Below are 20,668 nucleotides of genomic sequence, written 5' to 3'. Positions count from 1 at the left end.
TAAGGAAAGGTTATTGTCTTATGAGAGAGCGGTTTTATTTCTAGTGCTCCTAGAACTAACGGATATGAAGGCATGAGATGTTACGGAATGCATGATTGGCATCCGTCAAAAAGAACTATAGGCACATAATAAATCGCTGCTAACCGTATCAATTTTTGACTGTAATATTATTTAACGGTTGAGTAAAACATGATTTAATACCGAAATTACCTAATAATTCTGTAGTTGTGATGGACAATGCAAGTTTTCATAAAAGCCCATATTTAAAAACTATACTAGAAAAAGAAGGGCATTGAATTGCATTTGAAATAAGATTTAGCATTACTTTTCTTATTCTAGCATAATCAAACTCAAACATAGTTTCAGCTTGATCACATAATTTAAACTAATTATATGGTTTTCAGTTACGTTGAGTTTACTACATTCAGCAACTATTTCTTTTAACATAATTGAAAATTATTTAACTCTATATCAAATACATTCGCCTTGTTCAATTCGATAAATCAAGTAAATTTTCTATATGATACAATTCTCAATACCAGAATTAGCTAATGTTATTATAGTTAATACTCTTTCTTTCTCCTAGAATCTCGCTTCTTATAGTATTTTGGTAGCTTTTATTCAGTAAATTAATGCAGTACGTGCTACAGATAAGGAGACTTTATTTCATGACTTAAATTATTAAGTATATATTTTTTAGTCTCAAGAAGTGCTTCCATTTTTTGACTTTTATCATCTAAACGTAGATTAAGTACATCAACATTATCCTTAGTGTAGCATACATTTTGTGTTACTAACAAACTGATTTTGCTTAATCTAATAGCAATAATATTGCGCTAATAATATTATTGCCCACATAACATATAATTCTAAGTCATTATTAACTTTATCATAATCACTAAGTAGCCTCCATAGCTAGCTAACATATTAAAAACTACAGTACCAACTGGACACCTAATAATATCATAACAAAGCTGTATGCCATTGTAATAATATCCTGTTACAACTAAGTTAGTATAAAACACATTAGTAATATTGGTGATGAACCGCCAATTAATGTTAGTAAAGTATTGCTAAATACTAAAGTATAAAATATTGCAATATGCCAAATAAAGCCTAGATATTTATTTCGAAAATCTTCATTCCATTTCTTATTATAGAGTAATAATGTAGTTATTATAAATCCTAAAAGAGTAATAGATATTTTAGTAATCAACCATACTGAAGCAGCTTTATGCTCTACTTGCCCACATAATGACATAACCATTAATGATAATATAGTAACAGCTGCATACTCAATATAATAGTGCTTACCACGAAATGTTTCATTATTACAATAAGCACAAATATTATTCCAACTCAAGTTAATTGCTAGTGATTTAAAGAAACTAGAAATAGTATTAATTTGTTGTTTACGTTTTTCTTTAAGAACATTTAGTGGTCCACGATCACTAGGACCAACCCACCCACCTGGCTCGCCAAGGCCATAATGCATTATCATCATTACTGTAAAATTTGCTATAGTAGCTGGTATGATGTCACCTATTGGTAGCGCTGCATTAAAGTATTTACTCCAAACAAATGTAGTTGATACTGCAGCAGCCATTCCAGCTAATATCACTCTAGTAGTAGTTCTAAAACCTAAAATTGTAAACAGTAATGGTATTCCTACTATTGGGGTATAAAAACTAGCCCCAAATAATAATATTCCTAACAAATTTTGTTGTGACAACGCCATACATAATCCCAATACTCCAATGGATATAGCAAATGCTCTTACTGCTATAATTTCTAGTTTTTGATTATTGTTAAATAAACCTAAAGGTTTACATAAGTCATTAACAAAAATAATAGAAGCTGAATTAATCCATGAATCTGCTGTTGACATAATCATTGCAGATATTCCAATTATTACTAATCCTTTAAATCCAGTATAAGCATAGCTATCTATTATATATGGTACTAAATTATTAGCTTCTATTGTCTGATGTGATGAAAGTAATGTTAATCCTATAAACCCTACAAATAGACAAAACAATAAATACATAGAAATCATAACTTTAAAGGCACTAACAGCTTGTACTGTATTACGTGCAATTAAAACTCTATGAAACATAGCTGGGCTAAAGCATGGTAATATACAGTAGACAAATACACCATAATATTTCAGAGTATTTTGATTGTTATAGTCTAGCAATATTTTATAGTCTAATATAGGATTAGTAGTTACAGTATTTACTATAGATTTCCAACTGCCAAACATACTCCAAATAAGTATTGCTAAAGTCGGAATAAAAGCTCCAAAAGCTAAAGCTTGAAAAATATCAGTAAATACTACAGCCCTAATTCCTCCAAAAGCTGAATATATAACGACTACCATACTACTAATTAAAGTTGCATATAAACTATCTATATCTAAAAAGTGATTAAACATGGTGGAAAAAACTTTAATCTGCATAGCGATTGCTGTTGATGATCTTATTATAGAACAAATAGCTGTAACAATTCTAACATGTTTGCCATAAAGATCTCCCATTACTTCTGCAACTGATAACTTACCAAAAAACTCCTGCATTCTTGGAATTAAGATATAAGCATAACAAAGTAATCCCAATGTTTGCCCTATAACGGAAAGTAATGCAAGTATTCCAATTGAGTATATTTCATATAATCCAAAACTAAAAGTTCCTCCGCCAATCCAAGTAGCTATTAAAGTTGCTGTAAGTGCAGTTGTGCTGAAATTTTTTCCACCAGAGCATAGTCTTTTATAGATTTTACTCCCTTACCATACCATAACCCTATAGCTAAATTTGTTATCAAGAACAACCTACTAAAATTAGGTCTATATTTAATGCTGGCATTTTAAATTCCCTTTAATTCCTTAGTTAGCAATTATAAATGTATAACAACCAAATCATGTAATAAAACATCTATATAAAAAATAGTGACTTAATATACTAGTCCTGTCAACAATTGTATTTAATATCAGTTTTAGATAACGATTCTAACAATAGAGCTATATCATCAGTCTCTTTAAAAAAAACTTTAAATATTGTTATACTAGTTATTTACAATTATACAAATAATCTGATTTTAATATAATACTGCTGTTTTACTACATTATAAAGTGAGAATATTAAACTATTTAATTTCTTATTTGTGAATAGTATTGTCATTTCTTAGTAAGCCTACTGACTTATCCTGCATAGATTCTATATCAATTTCGATCTATCATTCAAAAAAAGCTTTCAGAAATAACGTTAATATTACTGCTCTTAATAAATGTTGGTTTTTTGGGATTAAAATTACATTTGCTAATTATTCAAGAACCTTAAATTAACTATAGACAAATATAGCCGTAGGATCCTGTTTCTGAATTAATCAAGCATATTAGTTTTATATATGGTGATAAAATGCTATTTAAAATTCAGAATTATTTTCTGATCTTTATATCAACAACTGACATTGGTAACTGGTATAAAGAAAAATATGGAAAATAAAATTTTCACCTCTGTTTGAGATTCACTACGTAAACATTTAATCATTGAAACTGTATTCAATGTATTAATAGTTTCTTAATCAAAAACTGATGTTTGTAATATTGCTGCAAAATATATTATCTACTTCAAAAACTTTTATTATGGCTAGCTGGGCGATTTTTTTGAATTTTTATTCGATGACTCATTTTAGGCTTTAATAACATTCTCTTTTTTACTAACTCAGAATCATCAAAATTTTTTACTTTTTCTGATGGTAACTTTCTTACTAACATATTTTGCGATTGTTTCAATAGTAATTGCTTTTCAAGATCTTTTCTACATTTTTCGGTTTCTATGATATAATCTGCAGCATTCAATTTAATAATATCTTTTTCTTGTATTTGAGTTAAAAGCTCCTTTTTTTGCCATTTACCATCATTATCCTTTTGCCATTGTTGTTCGCAAGTATATTTTTCTACATTATGATGGCTTAAACTACTTATTTGATAATTATTTTCAATAGCCCATGTTAAAGCATCTTTTTCATCAATTTTGATATTGTGATTGTATGCATACAAAACTGGATCTTTTATATTACTAGTAGCAAAAGCTTTTAACCACATTCCTTTCTTAAATTTAGATGATACATTGCTAAACTTACTTATTACATCAGTTGCTTTTGCAATTTCTTTCATATTTTTAATATTTTCTTTTAAATTAACTTTATAGAACTTTATTAGTGCATAATAATTATTGATAGGAGTGCTAGTAAAAGCTTCACCTTTAAATTTAACCTTTCCAATAAAGCCCTTTGGGTCAAATCCTAATTTTTCTAATTCAAAAGCTTTTTGTTCGATTATAGCATCTATTTGATGTTCATCTATTTGAGCTAGCATTTGCTTTAGTGCGCTATTATATTTTCTAATATCAAAGAATAAATTACCTTTCTGAATCGCTGAATTATAATTTAGAAAAGGATCATTAAACATATTATTTGTTGTACTAACCATGCTTTTAAAATCTTCATAAAATTGCATTAAAGATCTACCATGGTCTATTTTAGTTATAGTTGTACCATCTTGTACCATTAAATTACCAGAATGATAATCTAACTCTCCTAGAATATGACAAGCAGCAATTACTTTTTCAAATCCTTCTAATTTTTGTAACTTTTTAGCTCCAGCTTTAAGTCCTGTAGATGTTTTCATGCCAGAAAATTTTGAAAGCAGTACTGCATTATCAAGAAACTTAGACCTAATATATAGGGAATCTGAATTAGACTCATCTGGTCTTACCAATGCTTCCTTTGGAGCTCGGCCATACAATAATAGCTCATATAGGGAAGATGCTATTAATTCTTGTACTGCATCTCTTCTGTCGCTCCAAGCTAGTTGCAGCTTATCTATTTCTTTTTCTGGCATTTGAGCTAAATTTTTACCAATACTGATATCTTTTTTATAAAATTTTTTTAAAAGAAAGGTATGCCCACTTAATTCTTCAGTAGCAACGTATCCATCAGATATACCAATCTTTTTAGCTTCTTTTTTAGGAAATTCATTTTGTTTAGTAACATTTCTATCACGTAGCAGCGTCTCAATATTGCTATTTGGGAAATCTTTATCAGAACTTTTTTGATTCTTTAATTCCTCTGCTTGCTCTGCTTTATATTTTTTAGTTAATCTATCTAGCAGTGGTAAATTGATAACCTCTCTTAACTCCTTATTTTCATCACCTACAAACACATCCTGTAATATTTTTAATACTTTACATAAATCCTGATTATTTAAATCAGAAAGACATTTATGATATTCTTCAATATGAGGTATGCTAGGATTTTTAGAAATAATATTTAAGATTCTTTCTAAATTATTACCTAATGATAAAATTCTTTCTTCTGAAACTTTAGATTGATTAGATACTGCTAGAGCTTTAAGTAACTTATTTGTTAATATGCCTTCTACAAGCACGTCTTTAGACATTAGAACCTTCCTGAATATTACAATCTTCAACTTAAAGATACATAATTCTATAAATTTATTCAAGAGATAAACTGAAAGATTTTTTAATTAGCTAAAATTATGCGTTTCATGCCCTTTTCTATAAAAAATAAGACTGCATGAAAATTGTCTACTATCGTAAGACCTTATATAAAAATATTTTAGCTTATAGTTATATAGTTTTTTTTCTTTAGCTTATATTTATTCGTTTTTATTTTGACATTTTTCTATTTTAGCATAGGATAAAGCGTATTATAGTTCCATAATACTTAATTAGATAAAAATTTACTAATGAAGTTAAAAGAAAAACATAAGCAGCATGGTAAGGTTGTACAAGTTATTTCAGCAGTTGTTGATGTTATGTTCCCTGATGGACACTTGCCTTATATTTTAAATGCTTTAGAGTGCAATGTTAATGATAAAAAAATAGTTTTAGAGGTTGTACAACACATAGGAGATAATGTGGTGCGGTGTCTTGCTATGAGTTCAACTGATGGATTATTTAGAGGAGTAGAAGTAATTGATACTGAAGAACAAATTAAAGTACCAGTTGGTAAATCAATTTTAGGAAGAATTTTAAATGTAACTGGGCAGCCAATAGATGGTTTAGGTCCTATTAAATGCAAAAATTTTGCTCAGATTCATAAAGATGCTCCAACATTTGCAAACCAATCTACTACACGAAAAATATTAGCTACTGGTATTAAAGTAATAGATTTACTTACTCCATATGTAAGTGGAGGAAAAATTGGCCTTTTTGGTGGTGCAGGAGTTGGCAAAACTGTCTTAATAATGGAGATTATCAACAATGTAGCTAAAGCTTACAAGGGCTATACAGTTTTTACAGGAGTTGGAGAACGTACAAGAGAAGGTGGAGATTTATATAAGGAGATGGTTGGGTCTAATATAATTGATCTTAATAACTTAGAAAATTCTAAGGTTACTTTAGTATTTGGGCAAATGAATGAGCCACCTGGAGCAAGAGCTAGAGTAGCATTAACAGGGTTAACTATAGCTGAGTCATTTCGTGATATGCATGAAGGTGAGGTTCTGCTATTTATTGACAATATTTTTAGATTTACTCAAGCAGGTGCAGAGATATCTACATTATTAGGACGTATTCCATCTGCAGTAGGTTACCAACCTACCCTAGCTACTGATATAGGAAGTTTACAAGAGCGCATTACTTCAACAAAATCTGGAGCTATCACATCTATACAGGCAATTTATGTACCAGCTGATGATTTAACTGATCCAGCTCCAGTAGCTTGTTTTGCTCATCTTGATGCTACTACTGTTCTTAGTCGTAAAATTGCTGAGCTTGGCATCTATCCAGCTGTTGACCCATTAAATAGTAGTTCACAATTACTTGATGCTGATGTAGTAGGACAAGAACACTACTTAGTAGCTACAGAGGTACAAAAAATTTTGCAAACTTATAAGTCTCTACAAGATGTAATAGCTATATTAGGTGTTGACGAATTATCTGATGACGAAAAAAAAATTGTTTCTCGAGCCAGAAAAATACAACGTTTTTTAACTCAACCTTTTCATGTTGCTGAAGTTTTTACAGGCAAAGAAGGTAGATTTGTTAGTTTACAAGATACAATTCGTGGATTTAAAGGTTTAGTTGAAGGAAAGTATGATGACTTACCAGAAATGGCTTTTTACATGGTTGGTAGTGTTGATGAAGCTATCAAAAAGTCTAAAACATTATGAAATTTGCAAATCTACAAAAGCTTACAGTTAAAATTTTCGCTTTTGAAAAAGTAATATACAACAACAATGCTGTTGATATGTTAGTCCTGCCAGGATTAAAAGGAGTATTAGCAGTTTTACCTCAGCATTCACATATAATAGTTGTACTAAAATTTGGTATAGCAGAAGTTCATAATAATGGCAAAATTATTGATAGTTTTACTATCAGTGATGGTATAGCAAAAGTATATCCTCAAGGAGTAGATATAATAACCACTTTTGGAATGAATTGTAAGCAAGCTGATAAGGTCAAAATTGAAGCTAGGATTGAAGAAATTAATGCTATAATTTTATCAAAGCAAAATAATTTATTACAAAAAGAACATAAATTTTTAACTGCTAATTTAGAATTATTAGCTAAATAGAATCCAAAAAAAAGTTCTAAAAATAGAAAAAATATCATGGTGAATAAAGATTTAGTTTTATTTTCTTTTATATAAATTCTATCTCCTCCACTATATTTTAGCATTATTCTTAAAGACTTTCTGAAAAAAAAAATTACCTTAGTAGCTGCAGCATTCCTGTGCTTTCTTAGAATAATTGATGGTATTGCTACTACGATAGTCAATTGCTATTAAATCTTAAATATGTCTTGTCTATTGGATTTACCAAGGAGAAAACTTAATTAACTATCTTTGAAAAATCATATGATCTATATTTTGGCTCCTCTTACACTTACTATCTCTTTAAGTTCTCTATAACTTAAAGAAAATTTACACTTCATATATACTAATTTATTATTTCATGTGATAAGCAAAATCATTTGAAATACTTCAAGTGTCTTGGAGCTATAGTAAAATAGCATAAATCTTTCTTAAGCTATTTAAAGTCTATGTCACATACTTGGCAATAAATGCTACAGAACTATATTACAAACACAGCTACAGTTAACAGTTATATATTAACTAACAAATATACACGCTAATAGCAAATTTTATGAAGCTTATAAGTTAAGTAAAATTAACTTTCCACTTCTTTTGTGTAGCCCATAATCTTATAGTATAATGTTTTATAGTATAATATTTTATAGTCAAATTTTTTATAATAATTTTATAATAAAAAAATACTTGAAAACAGTTTTATGCCGCGCTTAGCTTATCAACTATAAGCTCAAGTTGTTTAATTGAAAATTGGTACTCAATTTTTGGGAAGTATTAATGTCTACATTTGCACAATCACCTTTAAGATATTATAGTCATGTTGACAAATTAATATTAATCTAGCTAAAGTTAAATTTATGTATTAACTAAAATGAAGATAAAACTTAATAGCAGATGTTATATAGTTTATAAAACATTAAATAACTATTTCTCTAACTTCTTTTTTAGTTAGTTAGTTCATTTATATTTTAAATCCACGTTTTGATTTAAAATATAAATGAAAAAGCATTAAATGTTTTTAAACAATAATTCTGTTGCATTGGAAATAATTTTATGATATTGCTTGAATTATTCTAATTTAAAATTTGTATATTGTGAAAACATATTCAGTTAAGCCTACAGAAATTAGTAAAAAGTGGGTTCTAATAGATGCAACAAATTTAATTTTAGGACGCTTAGCTGCTAGGATTGCTGTAATATTACGTGGTAAAGATAAGCCTATTTATACATCACATATGGACTGTGGTAACAATGTGATTGTAATTAATTCAGAGCTAATAAAGTTAACCGGTAGTAAGTCTAATACAAAAAATGGCAAGCTTTACTATCACCATAGTGGTTTTCCGGGTGGCATTAAAGTTACAACAGCTGGTAAGATACTACAAAGCAACTATCCTGAAAGGATTATACAGCTTGCTGTAAAGAGAATGTTACCATCAAATAAATTAGGAAGAAAGCAATTTAGTAATTTATACGTTTATAAGGGGCCGGATCATCCGCATATTGCTCAAACTCCAATATTGTATAACTTTGCTGCTGAAAATATTAAAAATAAAATTATAGTTTAATTTATGTCTAATATATCAACTCAAGATACAGTATCATCAGGTTTAAGCTCTAACTTACCTGCTGAATCTAAGGAAATTAGCGCTTCGCTAAAAGGGAGTAGGTTATATTCTAGCTATGGAACTGGGCGCAGAAAATGTGCTGTTGCAAGAGTTTGGCTAAAGCAAGGAACAGGGGCTATTATAGTTAATAGGATGCCAATTAATAGTTATTTTAAACGGTTAGCTCATACGCAAATAGCATTAAGTGCACTAGTAGTTACTAATGCTATTCAGCAGTTTGATGTTAAGTGCACAGTAAAAGGTGGAGGTCTTTCTGGCCAAGCTGGGGCAATACAATTAGGTATATCTAGAGCTCTTAATAATTTTAATCCAGAGTTGCGTCATATATTGAAGCAGCATAAGCTTTTAACCCGGGATTCACGTATCGTTGAACGTAAAAAATATGGTAGACATAAAGCACGTAAGAAAACACAATTTTCTAAACGTTGATATATAAAAATTTATTGTATTATTAGCACTTTTTTAAGCTATTATATAATCGCTTTAAAAAAGCAATTTAATTACAGATTGATATAGCTAGCTATAATGCGGTCTAAAAGTTTTTTAAGTCAAATATATTTATATATTGTTTGGGCGAGGTAGCTCAGGTGGTTAGAGCAGTGGAATCATAATCCACGAGTCGGGGGTTCAAGTCCCTCCTTCGCTACCAGTTTTATTTTTATCTAATCAGCTCTGTATTACTTGAGTTTGCTATAAAATAACAGAAGTAATAAAGCCAAACCAAACAAAGAAAAAAAGTGTATTTTCTTATAAGAATGTGTAAGATTTCTATTATAGAAAATTCAAAGGTAAGGTATTGTTTTATTGCATAATTTTTAATGTATTTTTTCTTTTTTTTACATTATTAAAGATTTAAAGATATTAAAAGTTTTTGATAAGTTTTATATGTTAAAGTATTATATTAGTTATCTTTTATCTTTAATTATGGTTTTGTCCTCTTATGCCTGAACGTTTATCTTCTTCTATCAACCAACCTTCAACTTTCTTTTCAATTATGTCTTCCTTTATTATTAATTACTGAAATAGTTATAGTTTCTACATGATAGAGCACGAAACGCTGGAATGATAAAGGATACTGTGCTTTTGATTTTAGTAACAATACCAGATTTAAACGCTAATATCAATGATATGATTCGAAGAAAAGAGACTTTATAGGATACGTTTAAATCAATTGGATTAGGTACTGAAATCAAAAGCACAGTATCCTTTATCATTCCAGCGTTTCGTGCTCTATTATGTAGAAACTCTGTTCTTCTTTTTTGCTAGCTCAAAACAAATATATTGCCTTTCCGATAAGACTGCCAATTATTCAAGAAATGCTCTATATGATGGCTACCAAATATTTCTCCATTTTAATTCTTAAATTCTTAATCTAAAACTCTGAGGTTTACAAAATGTCTTGGTATAGCATGCAAAAACATAAAATCATACCAGCTCTGGCTTTTTTTAAGAATTACTCAATGTATAGCCTAAACCTAAAGATAAAAATTTTTTATATCTAAAAAATTAGTAATAAAATTCCTCCTGATCTGCTGCTATCTACTATACTAGAAATCAAACCGTATACTACCTAGTATATTATACCCATATAAACTATGCAGCATAAATTTGCCCAATGATTGTGAATTAATTGGTAATAAATCATTTTTTACACTTAAACTTGCGTAATTACACTCAACATCAAAATTTATACGACTTATACTAAGTGATAATCCTCCACCAATCAAAAGTCCAGGAACAATAAACATTGGTTCATGTGATATATTAATACCATATGCTCCTATTCCTCCTGTAGCAAAAACAGATACTATATTAAATAAATCAATTATATGCCAATACCCTTTAATCATTCCTGCAGTAGTAGGAATATATTCTTCCGCTCCTATATTATAATTGTTGATCTTAATATCTGCATTTCCAACTAAGCTTATATCCCCCCCAAATGAAAGATTTGATACATACTGCAATCCTACCTCTAATCTTATTGATCGAGTACAATACATACCCAGAGATATTTCATAAATTGTACTATTTCTATTAACAATAGCATTCTTTAATTCTTGAAACTCAGGATAGAAATCAGCCTTCAGGATTTTTTTTGCGCTTTCAATATTTAATTCTCCTTTAGGTTTTGTCATTCCAGCAGATATTTTAAAATAATAATTTTCCTGCAAATCATTTATACCATAAACTAATGACGGAAACGAGTAAAGTAATAACAGGACTGTAGCTAATAGTAAATTTTTTCCTCTTATAACCATATTTTTACTTAATTTGCACAAAAAGTTATTATAGATTTAATTTAGTAAAACAACAATCAAAAAAATTTACTCTATATTTTTCCATAAGAAAAAGTATAAATAAGTCAAAAATATATAAGCAAAATTGATAGGTGATATATTTCTAGAAAATTATCCTCTGCACCATTTGAGCAGAAAGTTACTTTAAATTACTAAAATTAAAAAAAAGCATATTAATTGGTATAACTGATAAGATGATACTGATGTAATGGTCTTTTATTGAAAAACTTATCTCTCCTATGAAATCAGTATTATAAATATTAGCTTATCACAGACATAGCTCTTGTATTAATGTATTTACTCACTTATTTGCTGAATTCATTAATTATTTAAATTCGTACTGATAACCATTTTCTAGATCAGTTTGCTAAAATTAAACCATTAAACACAGTTAGTGTTACATTTAATTATAGTTACCCATTTTTTTCAAAAATTTCTTAAAACATCATGAAAGTGGTAAAATACTTAAACTTATAATAATATTAGAATATCTTATTAACTAACTCTTTTCTTTAATAAACTTTTCTTCTTTCATCATATCTATTAATTCAAATTTTATGGCATAATTAAAAATAGTTTTTAAAGCTATAATAAATCTACTCGCTGAAATATATTTCTTATTCTTTGTTATATAATTTGATCTCAAATATACAATATATCGTCCAATATCGAATGCTTTTGTTTATACTTAGTCGCTATATTAATTCTAAATTTCATAATCTAACACTGAGGTTTATAGTAACTTTATTCATTAATTAATTCCTATGTAAACAAATATACTTCTATATTTTCCTTTACTATTTTTCTAGTTGTACAAATCCTAATATTGCATTTACAAAATCACTAGAATTAAATTCTTTAATATCATCAATTTTCTCTCCTATACCAATAAAATAAATAGGAATTTTAAACTTTTCAGCTATTCCTATAGCTACTCCTGCTTTTGATGTGCTGTCAAGTTTTGTAATAATTAGTCCATCCAATAACATAATATTTTGGAATTGTTCAACTTGAGTAAAAGCATTTTGGCCATTAGTAGCATCTAAAGTAAGCAGGGTATAACATATGGAACTACTATGATGCTGATTTATAACCTTTTTTATCTTTTTCAATTGATCCATTAAATTTTTATGATTGTGTAATCTACCAGCTGTATCAATAAACAAGATGTTTATTTGATTAGATATTGCCCAATTTACAGCTTGATATGCTACACTTGCTGGATCAGCACCTGCATCCCCTTTAAATATATGGCTATTTGATCTGTTTGCCCATTCTTCTAGCTGCTCTGTTGCTGCAGCCCTAAAAGTATCACAAGCAGCTATAGCTACTTTTTGTGTTTGTAGTTTATAATAATTTGATAATTTACCAATAGTAGTAGTTTTACCATTACCATTAATTCCACACATAATTATTATATTTAGCACATCTGGCTTAATAGCTAGTTTAGAATTCCCATTAGGAAAAGCAAATTTAATAATTGATGTTGCTAACTCTGCCTTAAAATCTTCGAACTGAAGATTTTTATTAAATTTAATGTTTTTAAAGTTTTCTATAATATTATTGGTAGCTGTAACACCAAAATCAGCACTTAACAAAATTTCCTCTAGCTGTTCAATAGATTTTTGATCTATAGTTTTTTCAGAAAAAAGTTTAGTAATTTGTGCTGTAAGCTTGTTAGTTGTTTTACTAACAGCTGTTGTAAGCTTATTAAGCCATGATGACATAAATTTTATACCTTGTTTAATTTTTTAATTATTATGCTATAATATAATTTTTTATAAATATAATTACAAATGAATCAATCAAATAACAAGGTTACAGCTTAAACTATGCTTAACTATCTAGTTATAATTTTATTTGCTATTATCGTAGTTTACTTAGTGCTTTACAAAATACGAAAATATAAGCCAAACAAACATGAATACGTACAACGAGGAGACGAACAAGCGCAAAATAAGTATGCTCAAGCTAGAACATCTATACAAAAGCTTTCCTTAAAGCAACTAACTGAAATGTCTTGGCAATTTTTATATGATATAACTAAGACAATCTTAAAAAGATTTAGCTATGAAGATCAGCAAAAAGTAATTAAAATAGGTAGTAAGTTGCATGAAATAGGAGTAAGGTATGAGCATCAAATAACTAATACTGTTAATCATCAACCTCATCAAAATGTTACTGTTGAAAAAACTACTAACAGAGGAAAAAGCCATTAAATTTAATGTGTATATAACTTAGTTTTGGATTAGGATTTTAGAATAAATAGAATATTTAGTAGATAAGGCCAACTAAGGAAGATAATATATGGACAAAGGTATCCCATACTGAATATTGTTTATATGCTTGAAACCAAAAAAGCATTTTAATAACCAGGGTGGTTAAATATAATATGCCAGAATATAGATAAGTATTACAGACATGATCAAACATTTAAAATAGAAAAAATAATAAAGAATGCATATATAAAAGCTGCTAGAAAACATATTATAGAGTTATTATTAAACTACAATTCTACCACTGCAATACTTATTTCTCTGTACTATGGCCTCACAATTATATTAACCTTGCTGCTGATATTTAACAATATTAGCAAATTTCGAATACTGACTAGTATAGTATAACTTTACTGTACCAACTGGACCATTACGATGCTTAGCAACAATAATTTCAGCAGTATTATGGCATCTATCTTGCCTTTCTTGCCATTCTATGTGTTCTGGAGTATCAAGAGGTGGCTCTGCTCTAGATAAATAATATTCTTCTCTATATATAAACATTACAATATCTGCATCTTGCTCAATAGAGCCTGATTCTCGTAGATCTGATAATAACGGTTTTTTATCTGGCCTTTGTTCAACCGCTCTTGATAATTGTGATAATGCAATTATTGGAATATTAAGTTCTTTTGCAAGTGCTTTTAAGCATTGAGTAATTTCAGATATTTCATACACTCTGTTATACTGACCTTTACTGTTATCAACTTTTATTAACTGTAAATAATCAATAAATAATATTGCTAAATTATGAGTACGTTTAAGCCTACGAGCTCGAGATCTAATTGCAGATATTGATATTGCAGGAGCATCATCTATAAAAAAGTTCCACTGTTGTATTTCATCTTGAATTATCTTTAACTTATTAATTTCTTGTTCTCTTATCTTGCCATTAGACAATGCAGAGCTATTGATTTCTGATTCCATAGCAAGAATTCTAGTAGCAATCTGCTGAGATGACATTTCTAATGAAAAGAAACCAATTGATTGTGCTATACTAGAAACTTTATCATTATTATTGATACTTTGTTGAGCTGATGACAAAAAGTTTTTACAAGAATTCACTGCTAAATTAATTCCTAAAGCAGTTTTACCCATTGAAGGCCTACCAGCTAATATTATAGATCAGAATTTTTAAATCCTCCAAGTTTGCAATCAAGATCTAAAAAACCACTACTAATGCCGTTAATTGAGCCTTTATTTTTTATAGCAGCTGAAATTGATTTCCATGACTCTTCAACAGAAGCTTGTAATTTGGCAAATCCATGACTTAAAGTTCCTTTTGAAACTAGATCATATAATTGTGATTCAGCAGCTTCTATTTGACTTATAGCTGTTTTGTCTAAAGTAGAACAATACGCATTTGTTACTACTTTTTCACCAATTTCAATTAGATAACGGCGGAGTGCAAGATCATATACTATTCTACCATATTCATTAATATTAATAACACTCAAAGCTAAAGTTGTAAGTTTTGCAAGATAATTTATTCCTCCAATTTCTTCAAATGAAGGTTCATTATTTAACATATTTTTTAATGAAATAGGAGTAGCACTAATTCCTTTACTAATAATAAGATTAATAGACTGGTATATTTTACTATGTAATGGCTCGTAAAAATGTTCAGGTAGTAAAAACTCGTTAATACTATATAGTGCACAATTATTAATTAGAATTGCTCCAAGTATCATTTGCTCAGCTTGAATATTATTTGGCGCTGATTTTGCTATAGTTAAATCTTTTTCCATGTTCTCTTAATAATATATATTGATTACTAAAATTGAATAATATTTTAGATCATTAACTAAAAATAAGCAGCTATAATACTAATCTATACTTTATAAATAAAGTTAGTTTTAATTATTATAATTTTTTAAATTTTGCAGCAGTTTAATAAGTGCACTATAAACTCTTACATTACGATTAGAGTAAAAAATTTAAAAAAATACTCAATAGTAAAATTATTAGTTAGGAAAATAATTTACTACTTTTGTAGTAATACTTCATTAAACACATATACCACTTTTTTTCCTAACTTCAAAGATAATCTAGGAGCTACTTGCTCTATAATCATTAAGTTAGGGTGCTTAGTACTTATTCTAAAATTCGCTAGTGATTCTTTTCGTCTATCATCTATTACATATACTGTTGGCATTGCAGCATTTTTATCTCTGAAATATATATAAGTAAAATCCCCATCATCAAAAATCTTTATCGGTGCTATTTCTTGATGTCCACTAATAGTATAGTAAAAATTATAATTTTCCGGATGTGCTAAATCTGGTTCTGAAGTTAATGATGCAGAATTTATATTATTGCTTTTTTCATTATCAGGATACAAAAATTTTACATAAAATATCATATTAGAATCAGTAATATTTTGTACTTCCTCAGCGTGTAATTCAAAAAAGTAAGTACGTTTATTAGTAATGAGAAGCATATTTGTTGTAGCATCATCCTTAATAGGTTTAATGAAAATTCTATTACCAAATTCTTGAATAAACCAAGCATTTGGATCTCCCATTGATAAGTTTATAACCTCTTCGCCTTTATCAAGTTCTATGCATCCTTGATAATTATAATACCCAGTAAATTTGAATACATCATTTGGACTATAAGTTATTACTCTGATTCTGCTGTCAATAGCTGTAGGCTTAGGTTCCCTAATAGCAACTACTTTAAGTGGTAGTATTATAGTTAATAACAATATGAAAAAAAACCTAATGTGCTTGTTGATGCTTTCCATTATTATTCCGTAGTAATGTTATTTTATAATCTGTTACAAAAAATTTAAAAATTGAACCAGATGCAGCATTTAAATTAACTTGGTCTGTCTCAAAATTAATATTTGCTTTCCATTCCATATCTTCAAATATATTGCCCTTATCATCTATAGTACAAGAATGAAAATATACGGCTAGTTCTTCATTATTAAGAAATACCGAGGATAAAATTTTAATCTTACGTTTAGCTGTCTTTTGATATCTTAATACAGGAGAATGATAATTTTCAAGGCTCATATAATTAACAAATTGCCTAAATATTCCTCTAGTAGATCTATTTTTGATATATTGAAATTGACTCGCAAGTTCATTATAGTTATAACTTTCACGCTTTATAACATAACCTTCAGCTAAAATTTTTATTATAGATTGGAGAGGATTTTTAAGAACTTGATCTGCATGAGTTACCTTAGCTGCAGCATTAAACTTTTCATCTACTGAAATAATATATTTCAGTGATTTCGTAATAGGCAATAAGCTATAAACGTTTATTATACTTAGTGCTATTAGCACTAGCAATAACATTAGTACAATAAATATTATAGAACGATGCAGTAAAGGATAAAGGTACTTACTTTTATACCATGTATAAGCATCTTGAAAGTACTTACCGCTTTTAATATTAGCTGTTATTTTACTATTATCCATTATTTAGATTTAGCACTAAAACTGTAGCTAAATCCTAACATATTACTATAGATTTTAAAACTATTTATTTCAAATATGCTTATACTAAATTATAAAAAAATCACACTGTGGATTAGTAATATAATATTTAGTTTAGAAATATAGATAACGATATTTTATGTTAGATCAAATCTTAAATTTTTTATCTGTTTTATTTGAAAAATTTTTTTTTCAATATCTTTTTATATGCTTTTATGATATATTTTGCTGCTTATATATCTCCATCTACATATGCCTAAATATAAAATAACTATTTTCATTTTTAATAATTTATATTAAAATAATCCTACAGGTTAACATTACAGTTAGCAATTACCATATTATATGAAAATCAAGGTTGATATTATTAAACAGGCATTAATTTGGCAAAATTGCAAAAAGATAAATTCTAGCTATATTAAAAAAATTGTAAAAACGACATTAAGCCATCCAGTTTTTACTAGGTTTCAATCAGTACAGCAGGTTAAGATTGTAATTTTATTGACCAATGACCGTGAAATTCAGAGCTTAAATTTTAACCATAGGGGAGTTAACAAGCCAACAAATGTTCTATCATTTCCAGATCAAGTCATTGATTGGAGGAATTTATCTACTTTAGAAATAAAGAGTAACTCCATTTATTTAGGAGATATTGCATTTGGATATGAGACTATTTTGCTGGAATCAAAAGAACAAAAAAAAAGCTTTGTTAACCATTTTTCTCACTTACTAATACATGCAATATTGCATTTATTAGGGTTTGATCATCAATATGAGAACGAAGCTATAATTATGGAGAAGCTAGAAATTAGCTTACTAGCACAATTTAGCATAGCATCACCATATTAGTAATAATTTATGCAACTTAAACCTTTAGAAAAAAAAAGCAAAAAGAGATTTATTGCCTCTTGTATAGTAGCAATAAAAAATTGGATTTTACAAATTTTAAGTAGCTTTAAGCTTATGCGTAATTTCAAATGCAGCGCATTATATCATATTATTCAAGACCTTGAAGTTAATGATAATAAACTATCTCTAAGAGAGCAAATGTTACTAGGAATTTTCTAAAATGCTATAACAAAAGTTTAGAAGAAATCATGATTCCTAGATCTGATATTAAGGCAATTAAGCTACCAGTTACTTTGGATAAGTTAAAATCAATTATTACCCATACTTGCTATACTCGTATATTAGTATATGAGAATAATCTTGATACTATTCTTGGATTTGTACATATAAGAGATTTATTGCCTATATTGGTTGATGATAAGAATTTTGCATTAAACTCCATTTTACGTCAACCAATTGTTGCAGCTCAGTCAATGAAGGTATTAGATTTATTATCTATTATGCAAAGAAAAAAAATATATATATCAGTAATAGTTGATGAATATGGTGGAACAGATGGTATTGTAACCACTGAAGATATTATAGAAAAAATATTTGATGGAATAGACCAAGAAGATAATAATTATTCTGATGCTAGACCAGAATTTACATATCAAGTAGTTGATCAACAAACAATTATTACCAGTGCTAGAGTAAAAATTGAGACATTAGAGAAAGTTATTGGCATGCAACTAAAACAAGAAGAAGATGAATGTAATACTATCGGAGGGTTAGTACTTACTAGAATAGGATATATGCCATCTATAGGTTTTATTGTAGATATTAATAACAACGCTCAAGCAGAAATTATTGATGCTACTCCTCGTATATTAAAGCAAATTAAATTAACTATTCACAATCAAAAAGAATCTACTATATTATAAAAAAATTCTGAAATCATGATTTCCACCTACTAATTGGTATATCTAAGTCAAATAAATCAAGTGCTCTACCAACAGAATGTTCAATAATATTCTCAATAGTTGATGGCTTATTATAAAATGCAGGTATAGGTGGAGCTATTATTCCTCCAAGATTTGTTATTTTAATCATATTTTCTAAATGAGTTAGGTGATATGGAGATTCACGAAACATTAATACCAAGCGTCGTCTTTCCTTTAAAATAACAGATGCTGTTCTTACAATTAAATTATCCTCATATCCTTGAGCAATAAAAGCTAATGTCTTAGCACTACAGGGAGCAATAATCATACCACAAGTTTTAAATGAGCCACTAGATATTGTGGCAGCAATATCAGAATTCTTATAATGAAAAGTAGATAATTTTACAATATCTTTAATTGTAATCTTAGTTTCAATTGAGATAGTTAATGCTGCTGCCTTAGAAATAATTAAATGAGTAGTAACACCATGATTTCTTAGCAATTCAAGAGCCTTAATACCAAAAGCTGCTCCAGATGCTCCTGTAATAGCAATAATAATACTACTTTTTTTAGGCATAGCTTTCTTTTAATGATAAATGGCGGAAAAGAGGGGATTTGAACCCCTGATACGTTTATCGTAAACACGCTTTCCAGGCGTGCGCCTTAAACCACTCGGCCACTTTTCCTTGATATTACTATAAACCAGCATTTGGTAGTACATAATCCTTACTATGCTAAGGTATAAAGTATTGTTATCTTATACCTTTCTTAGTCTTCATATTAAAGAATAAAATATACAATAAAAAATAATGCTCTACAACTACTTATCACAGTACTTAGTTTTATATATTTGGAATAAATTATTTTTTACTTACTTAATTAATAGTAGCTAGTCGCTTCAAGAATTATAACTCAATTAAAACGCGAAATAAGCTAAGGCAAGATTTAGTAAAGACTTAGATATGGCAAGAAATATAGTCACTATCATTGATTAGCAGCAATAATAAGGCCCATTCCATAATGGGCAAACATTGTAAAAATAAAGTATATGCTCTCAAGCAAAAATTAAATTATAATATTCTGTTATAATCCTATTTTATTTTGATGTATAGCATAAATCTTCAGTATGAATTAATAATTCATACCTATTTATTAAATCAAAAAAAATTAGAACATCAGAGATCAGCTATTCACAGATTTTAATAATCATATCTAATTTAACACTCAGGCTATAAACTTCTTCTTAAAACAAGTTAGTGTCTTTGTGTTTTAGTTAAATATCTGTTTTAATGATGCTTTTTACTTAAATTAAAAACAAATTTGATAAAACTTTTTGATAAATATTACTTCAAACAGCACAACTAACGTATTGATTAATAAGCTTTACAATAAAATGGTCGGAGCAGAGAGATTTGAACTCCCGACCCTCTGGTCCCAAACCAGATGCGCTACCAGGCTGCGCTATGCTCCGATGGAAAGTTATACCTACAAGTATATAGATGATATTGTCCCTTTCAACATCTAATTTTACCAGAATTTTATTTATTTTTTTTAAGAAAGCAACATAATTCAGATTACATACTATTCTAAGTCACTAGAAGTTCTTTGTATATCACATATAGTATAATA

At 28.4% G+C, this 20,668-nt stretch carries 16 protein-coding genes, 3 tRNA genes and 3 pseudogenes; 10 read left to right on the top strand and 12 right to left on the bottom strand.

Going from position 1 to position 20,668, the window contains the following annotated elements:
* Window positions 1-644: 644 nt before the first annotated feature.
* From OCHUTO_RS06265 to risK1, 3 genes are all read right to left on the bottom strand, one after another.
* Window positions 645-800, bottom strand: coding sequence for a hypothetical protein (locus OCHUTO_RS06265; RefSeq protein ID WP_232296921.1), 156 nt, complete (start codon window positions 798-800; stop codon window positions 645-647).
* A 206-nt stretch (window positions 801-1,006) separates the two neighbouring features.
* On the bottom strand, window positions 1,007-2,698 hold the full coding sequence (locus tag OCHUTO_RS06260; protein WP_232296922.1) for a sodium:solute symporter family protein: 1,692 nt from the start codon (window positions 2,696-2,698) through the stop codon (window positions 1,007-1,009).
* A gap of 927 nt (window positions 2,699-3,625) precedes the next feature.
* Window positions 3,626-5,458, bottom strand: coding sequence for a T4SS effector phosphatidylinositol 3-Kinase RisK1 (gene risK1 / locus OCHUTO_RS01705; RefSeq protein WP_045797131.1), 1,833 nt, complete (start codon window positions 5,456-5,458; stop codon window positions 3,626-3,628).
* A gap of 309 nt (window positions 5,459-5,767) precedes the next feature.
* Between risK1 and atpD the strand changes: the two genes are divergently transcribed.
* A complete protein-coding gene (gene atpD, locus OCHUTO_RS01700; protein WP_045797130.1) occupies window positions 5,768-7,195 on the top strand; it encodes a F0F1 ATP synthase subunit beta in 1,428 nt (475 codons plus the stop codon).
* Entirely contained in the window at window positions 7,192-7,599 is a 408-nt protein-coding gene (locus tag OCHUTO_RS01695) for a F0F1 ATP synthase subunit epsilon (protein ID WP_045797129.1), read from the top strand. The genes atpD and OCHUTO_RS01695 overlap by 4 nt, the downstream gene beginning before the upstream one ends.
* A 290-nt stretch (window positions 7,600-7,889) precedes the next feature.
* On the opposite strand, the pseudogene OCHUTO_RS06255 reads toward OCHUTO_RS01695, so the two are convergent.
* Window positions 7,890-8,026, bottom strand: a pseudogene (locus tag OCHUTO_RS06255) (IS6 family transposase); the annotation flags it as partial.
* 682 nt (window positions 8,027-8,708) lie between these two features.
* On the opposite strand from OCHUTO_RS06255, the gene rplM reads away from it, so the two are divergent.
* The 4 genes and pseudogenes from rplM to OCHUTO_RS06250 form a co-directional block, all read left to right on the top strand.
* Window positions 8,709-9,182, top strand: a complete 474-nt coding sequence (gene rplM / locus OCHUTO_RS01690) for a 50S ribosomal protein L13 (RefSeq protein WP_045797128.1) — start codon at window positions 8,709-8,711, stop codon at window positions 9,180-9,182.
* Between the two features lie 3 nt (window positions 9,183-9,185).
* Window positions 9,186-9,671, top strand: a complete 486-nt coding sequence (gene rpsI / locus OCHUTO_RS01685) for a 30S ribosomal protein S9 (protein WP_084215325.1) — start codon at window positions 9,186-9,188, stop codon at window positions 9,669-9,671.
* 143 nt (window positions 9,672-9,814) lie between these two features.
* Window positions 9,815-9,891, top strand: a tRNA-Met gene (locus OCHUTO_RS01680).
* 383 nt (window positions 9,892-10,274) lie between these two features.
* Window positions 10,275-10,394, top strand: a pseudogene (locus OCHUTO_RS06250) (TraC family protein); the annotation flags it as partial.
* Window positions 10,395-10,789: 395 nt separating this feature from the next.
* On the opposite strand, the gene OCHUTO_RS01675 reads toward OCHUTO_RS06250, so the two are convergent.
* Window positions 10,790-11,503: a hypothetical protein gene (locus tag OCHUTO_RS01675; protein ID WP_045797127.1), complete on the bottom strand. Its 714-nt coding sequence runs from the start codon at window positions 11,501-11,503 to the stop codon at window positions 10,790-10,792.
* Between the two features lie 836 nt (window positions 11,504-12,339).
* Window positions 12,340-13,269 (bottom strand): signal recognition particle-docking protein FtsY, encoded by a 930-nt coding sequence (gene ftsY / locus OCHUTO_RS01670; RefSeq protein ID WP_045797126.1) that lies wholly within the window; start codon window positions 13,267-13,269, stop codon window positions 12,340-12,342.
* Between the two features lie 105 nt (window positions 13,270-13,374).
* On the opposite strand from ftsY, the gene OCHUTO_RS01665 reads away from it, so the two are divergent.
* A complete protein-coding gene (locus OCHUTO_RS01665) occupies window positions 13,375-13,761 on the top strand; it encodes a DUF2660 domain-containing protein (protein ID WP_045797125.1) in 387 nt (128 codons plus the stop codon).
* Window positions 13,762-14,103: 342 nt separating this feature from the next.
* Here the strand turns inward: OCHUTO_RS01665 and OCHUTO_RS01660 are convergent.
* The 3 genes and pseudogenes from OCHUTO_RS01660 to OCHUTO_RS01650 form a co-directional block, all read right to left on the bottom strand.
* Window positions 14,104-15,566: pseudogene (locus OCHUTO_RS01660) on the bottom strand (replicative DNA helicase).
* Window positions 15,567-15,802: 236 nt separating this feature from the next.
* Window positions 15,803-16,543: a P-type conjugative transfer protein VirB9 gene (gene virB9, locus OCHUTO_RS01655; protein ID WP_370664236.1), complete on the bottom strand. Its 741-nt coding sequence runs from the start codon at window positions 16,541-16,543 to the stop codon at window positions 15,803-15,805.
* Window positions 16,539-17,249 (bottom strand): VirB8 family type IV secretion system protein, encoded by a 711-nt coding sequence (locus OCHUTO_RS01650; RefSeq protein WP_045797123.1) that lies wholly within the window; start codon window positions 17,247-17,249, stop codon window positions 16,539-16,541. The genes virB9 and OCHUTO_RS01650 overlap by 5 nt, the downstream gene beginning before the upstream one ends.
* A gap of 363 nt (window positions 17,250-17,612) precedes the next feature.
* Here OCHUTO_RS01650 and ybeY point away from each other — a divergent pair, with 363 nt between their 5' ends.
* From ybeY to OCHUTO_RS01640, 3 genes are read left to right on the top strand one after another with little or no spacing between them, the layout of a single operon-like run.
* Window positions 17,613-18,116 carry an rRNA maturation RNase YbeY gene (ybeY, locus tag OCHUTO_RS01645; RefSeq protein WP_045797122.1) on the top strand — a complete coding sequence of 168 codons (504 nt, stop codon included), beginning with the start codon at window positions 17,613-17,615 and terminating at the stop codon, window positions 18,114-18,116.
* Between the two features lie 9 nt (window positions 18,117-18,125).
* Window positions 18,126-18,335 (top strand): hypothetical protein, encoded by a 210-nt coding sequence (locus OCHUTO_RS06245; RefSeq protein WP_232296920.1) that lies wholly within the window; start codon window positions 18,126-18,128, stop codon window positions 18,333-18,335.
* 29 nt (window positions 18,336-18,364) lie between these two features.
* Window positions 18,365-19,039, top strand: coding sequence for a transporter associated domain-containing protein (locus OCHUTO_RS01640; RefSeq protein WP_232296919.1), 675 nt, complete (start codon window positions 18,365-18,367; stop codon window positions 19,037-19,039).
* Between the two features lie 13 nt (window positions 19,040-19,052).
* Here the strand turns inward: OCHUTO_RS01640 and OCHUTO_RS01635 are convergent, their stop codons facing one another.
* The 3 genes from OCHUTO_RS01635 to OCHUTO_RS01625 all read right to left on the bottom strand — a co-directional run bounded on the left by OCHUTO_RS01635 (window position 19,053) and on the right by OCHUTO_RS01625 (window position 20,510).
* Window positions 19,053-19,616, bottom strand: a complete 564-nt coding sequence (locus tag OCHUTO_RS01635) for a UbiX family flavin prenyltransferase (protein WP_045797121.1) — start codon at window positions 19,614-19,616, stop codon at window positions 19,053-19,055.
* A 20-nt stretch (window positions 19,617-19,636) separates the two neighbouring features.
* Window positions 19,637-19,725: transfer RNA gene (locus OCHUTO_RS01630), tRNA-Ser, on the bottom strand.
* A gap of 708 nt (window positions 19,726-20,433) precedes the next feature.
* Window positions 20,434-20,510 (bottom strand) — tRNA-Pro (locus tag OCHUTO_RS01625).
* Between the last annotated feature and the right edge of the window lie 158 nt (window positions 20,511-20,668).

It is taken from the genome of Orientia chuto str. Dubai (assembly GCF_000964595.1).
Classification (GTDB): Bacteria; Pseudomonadota; Alphaproteobacteria; order Rickettsiales; family Rickettsiaceae; genus Orientia; species Orientia mediorientalis.
This window is presented reverse-complemented; position numbering and strand designations above follow the sequence as displayed.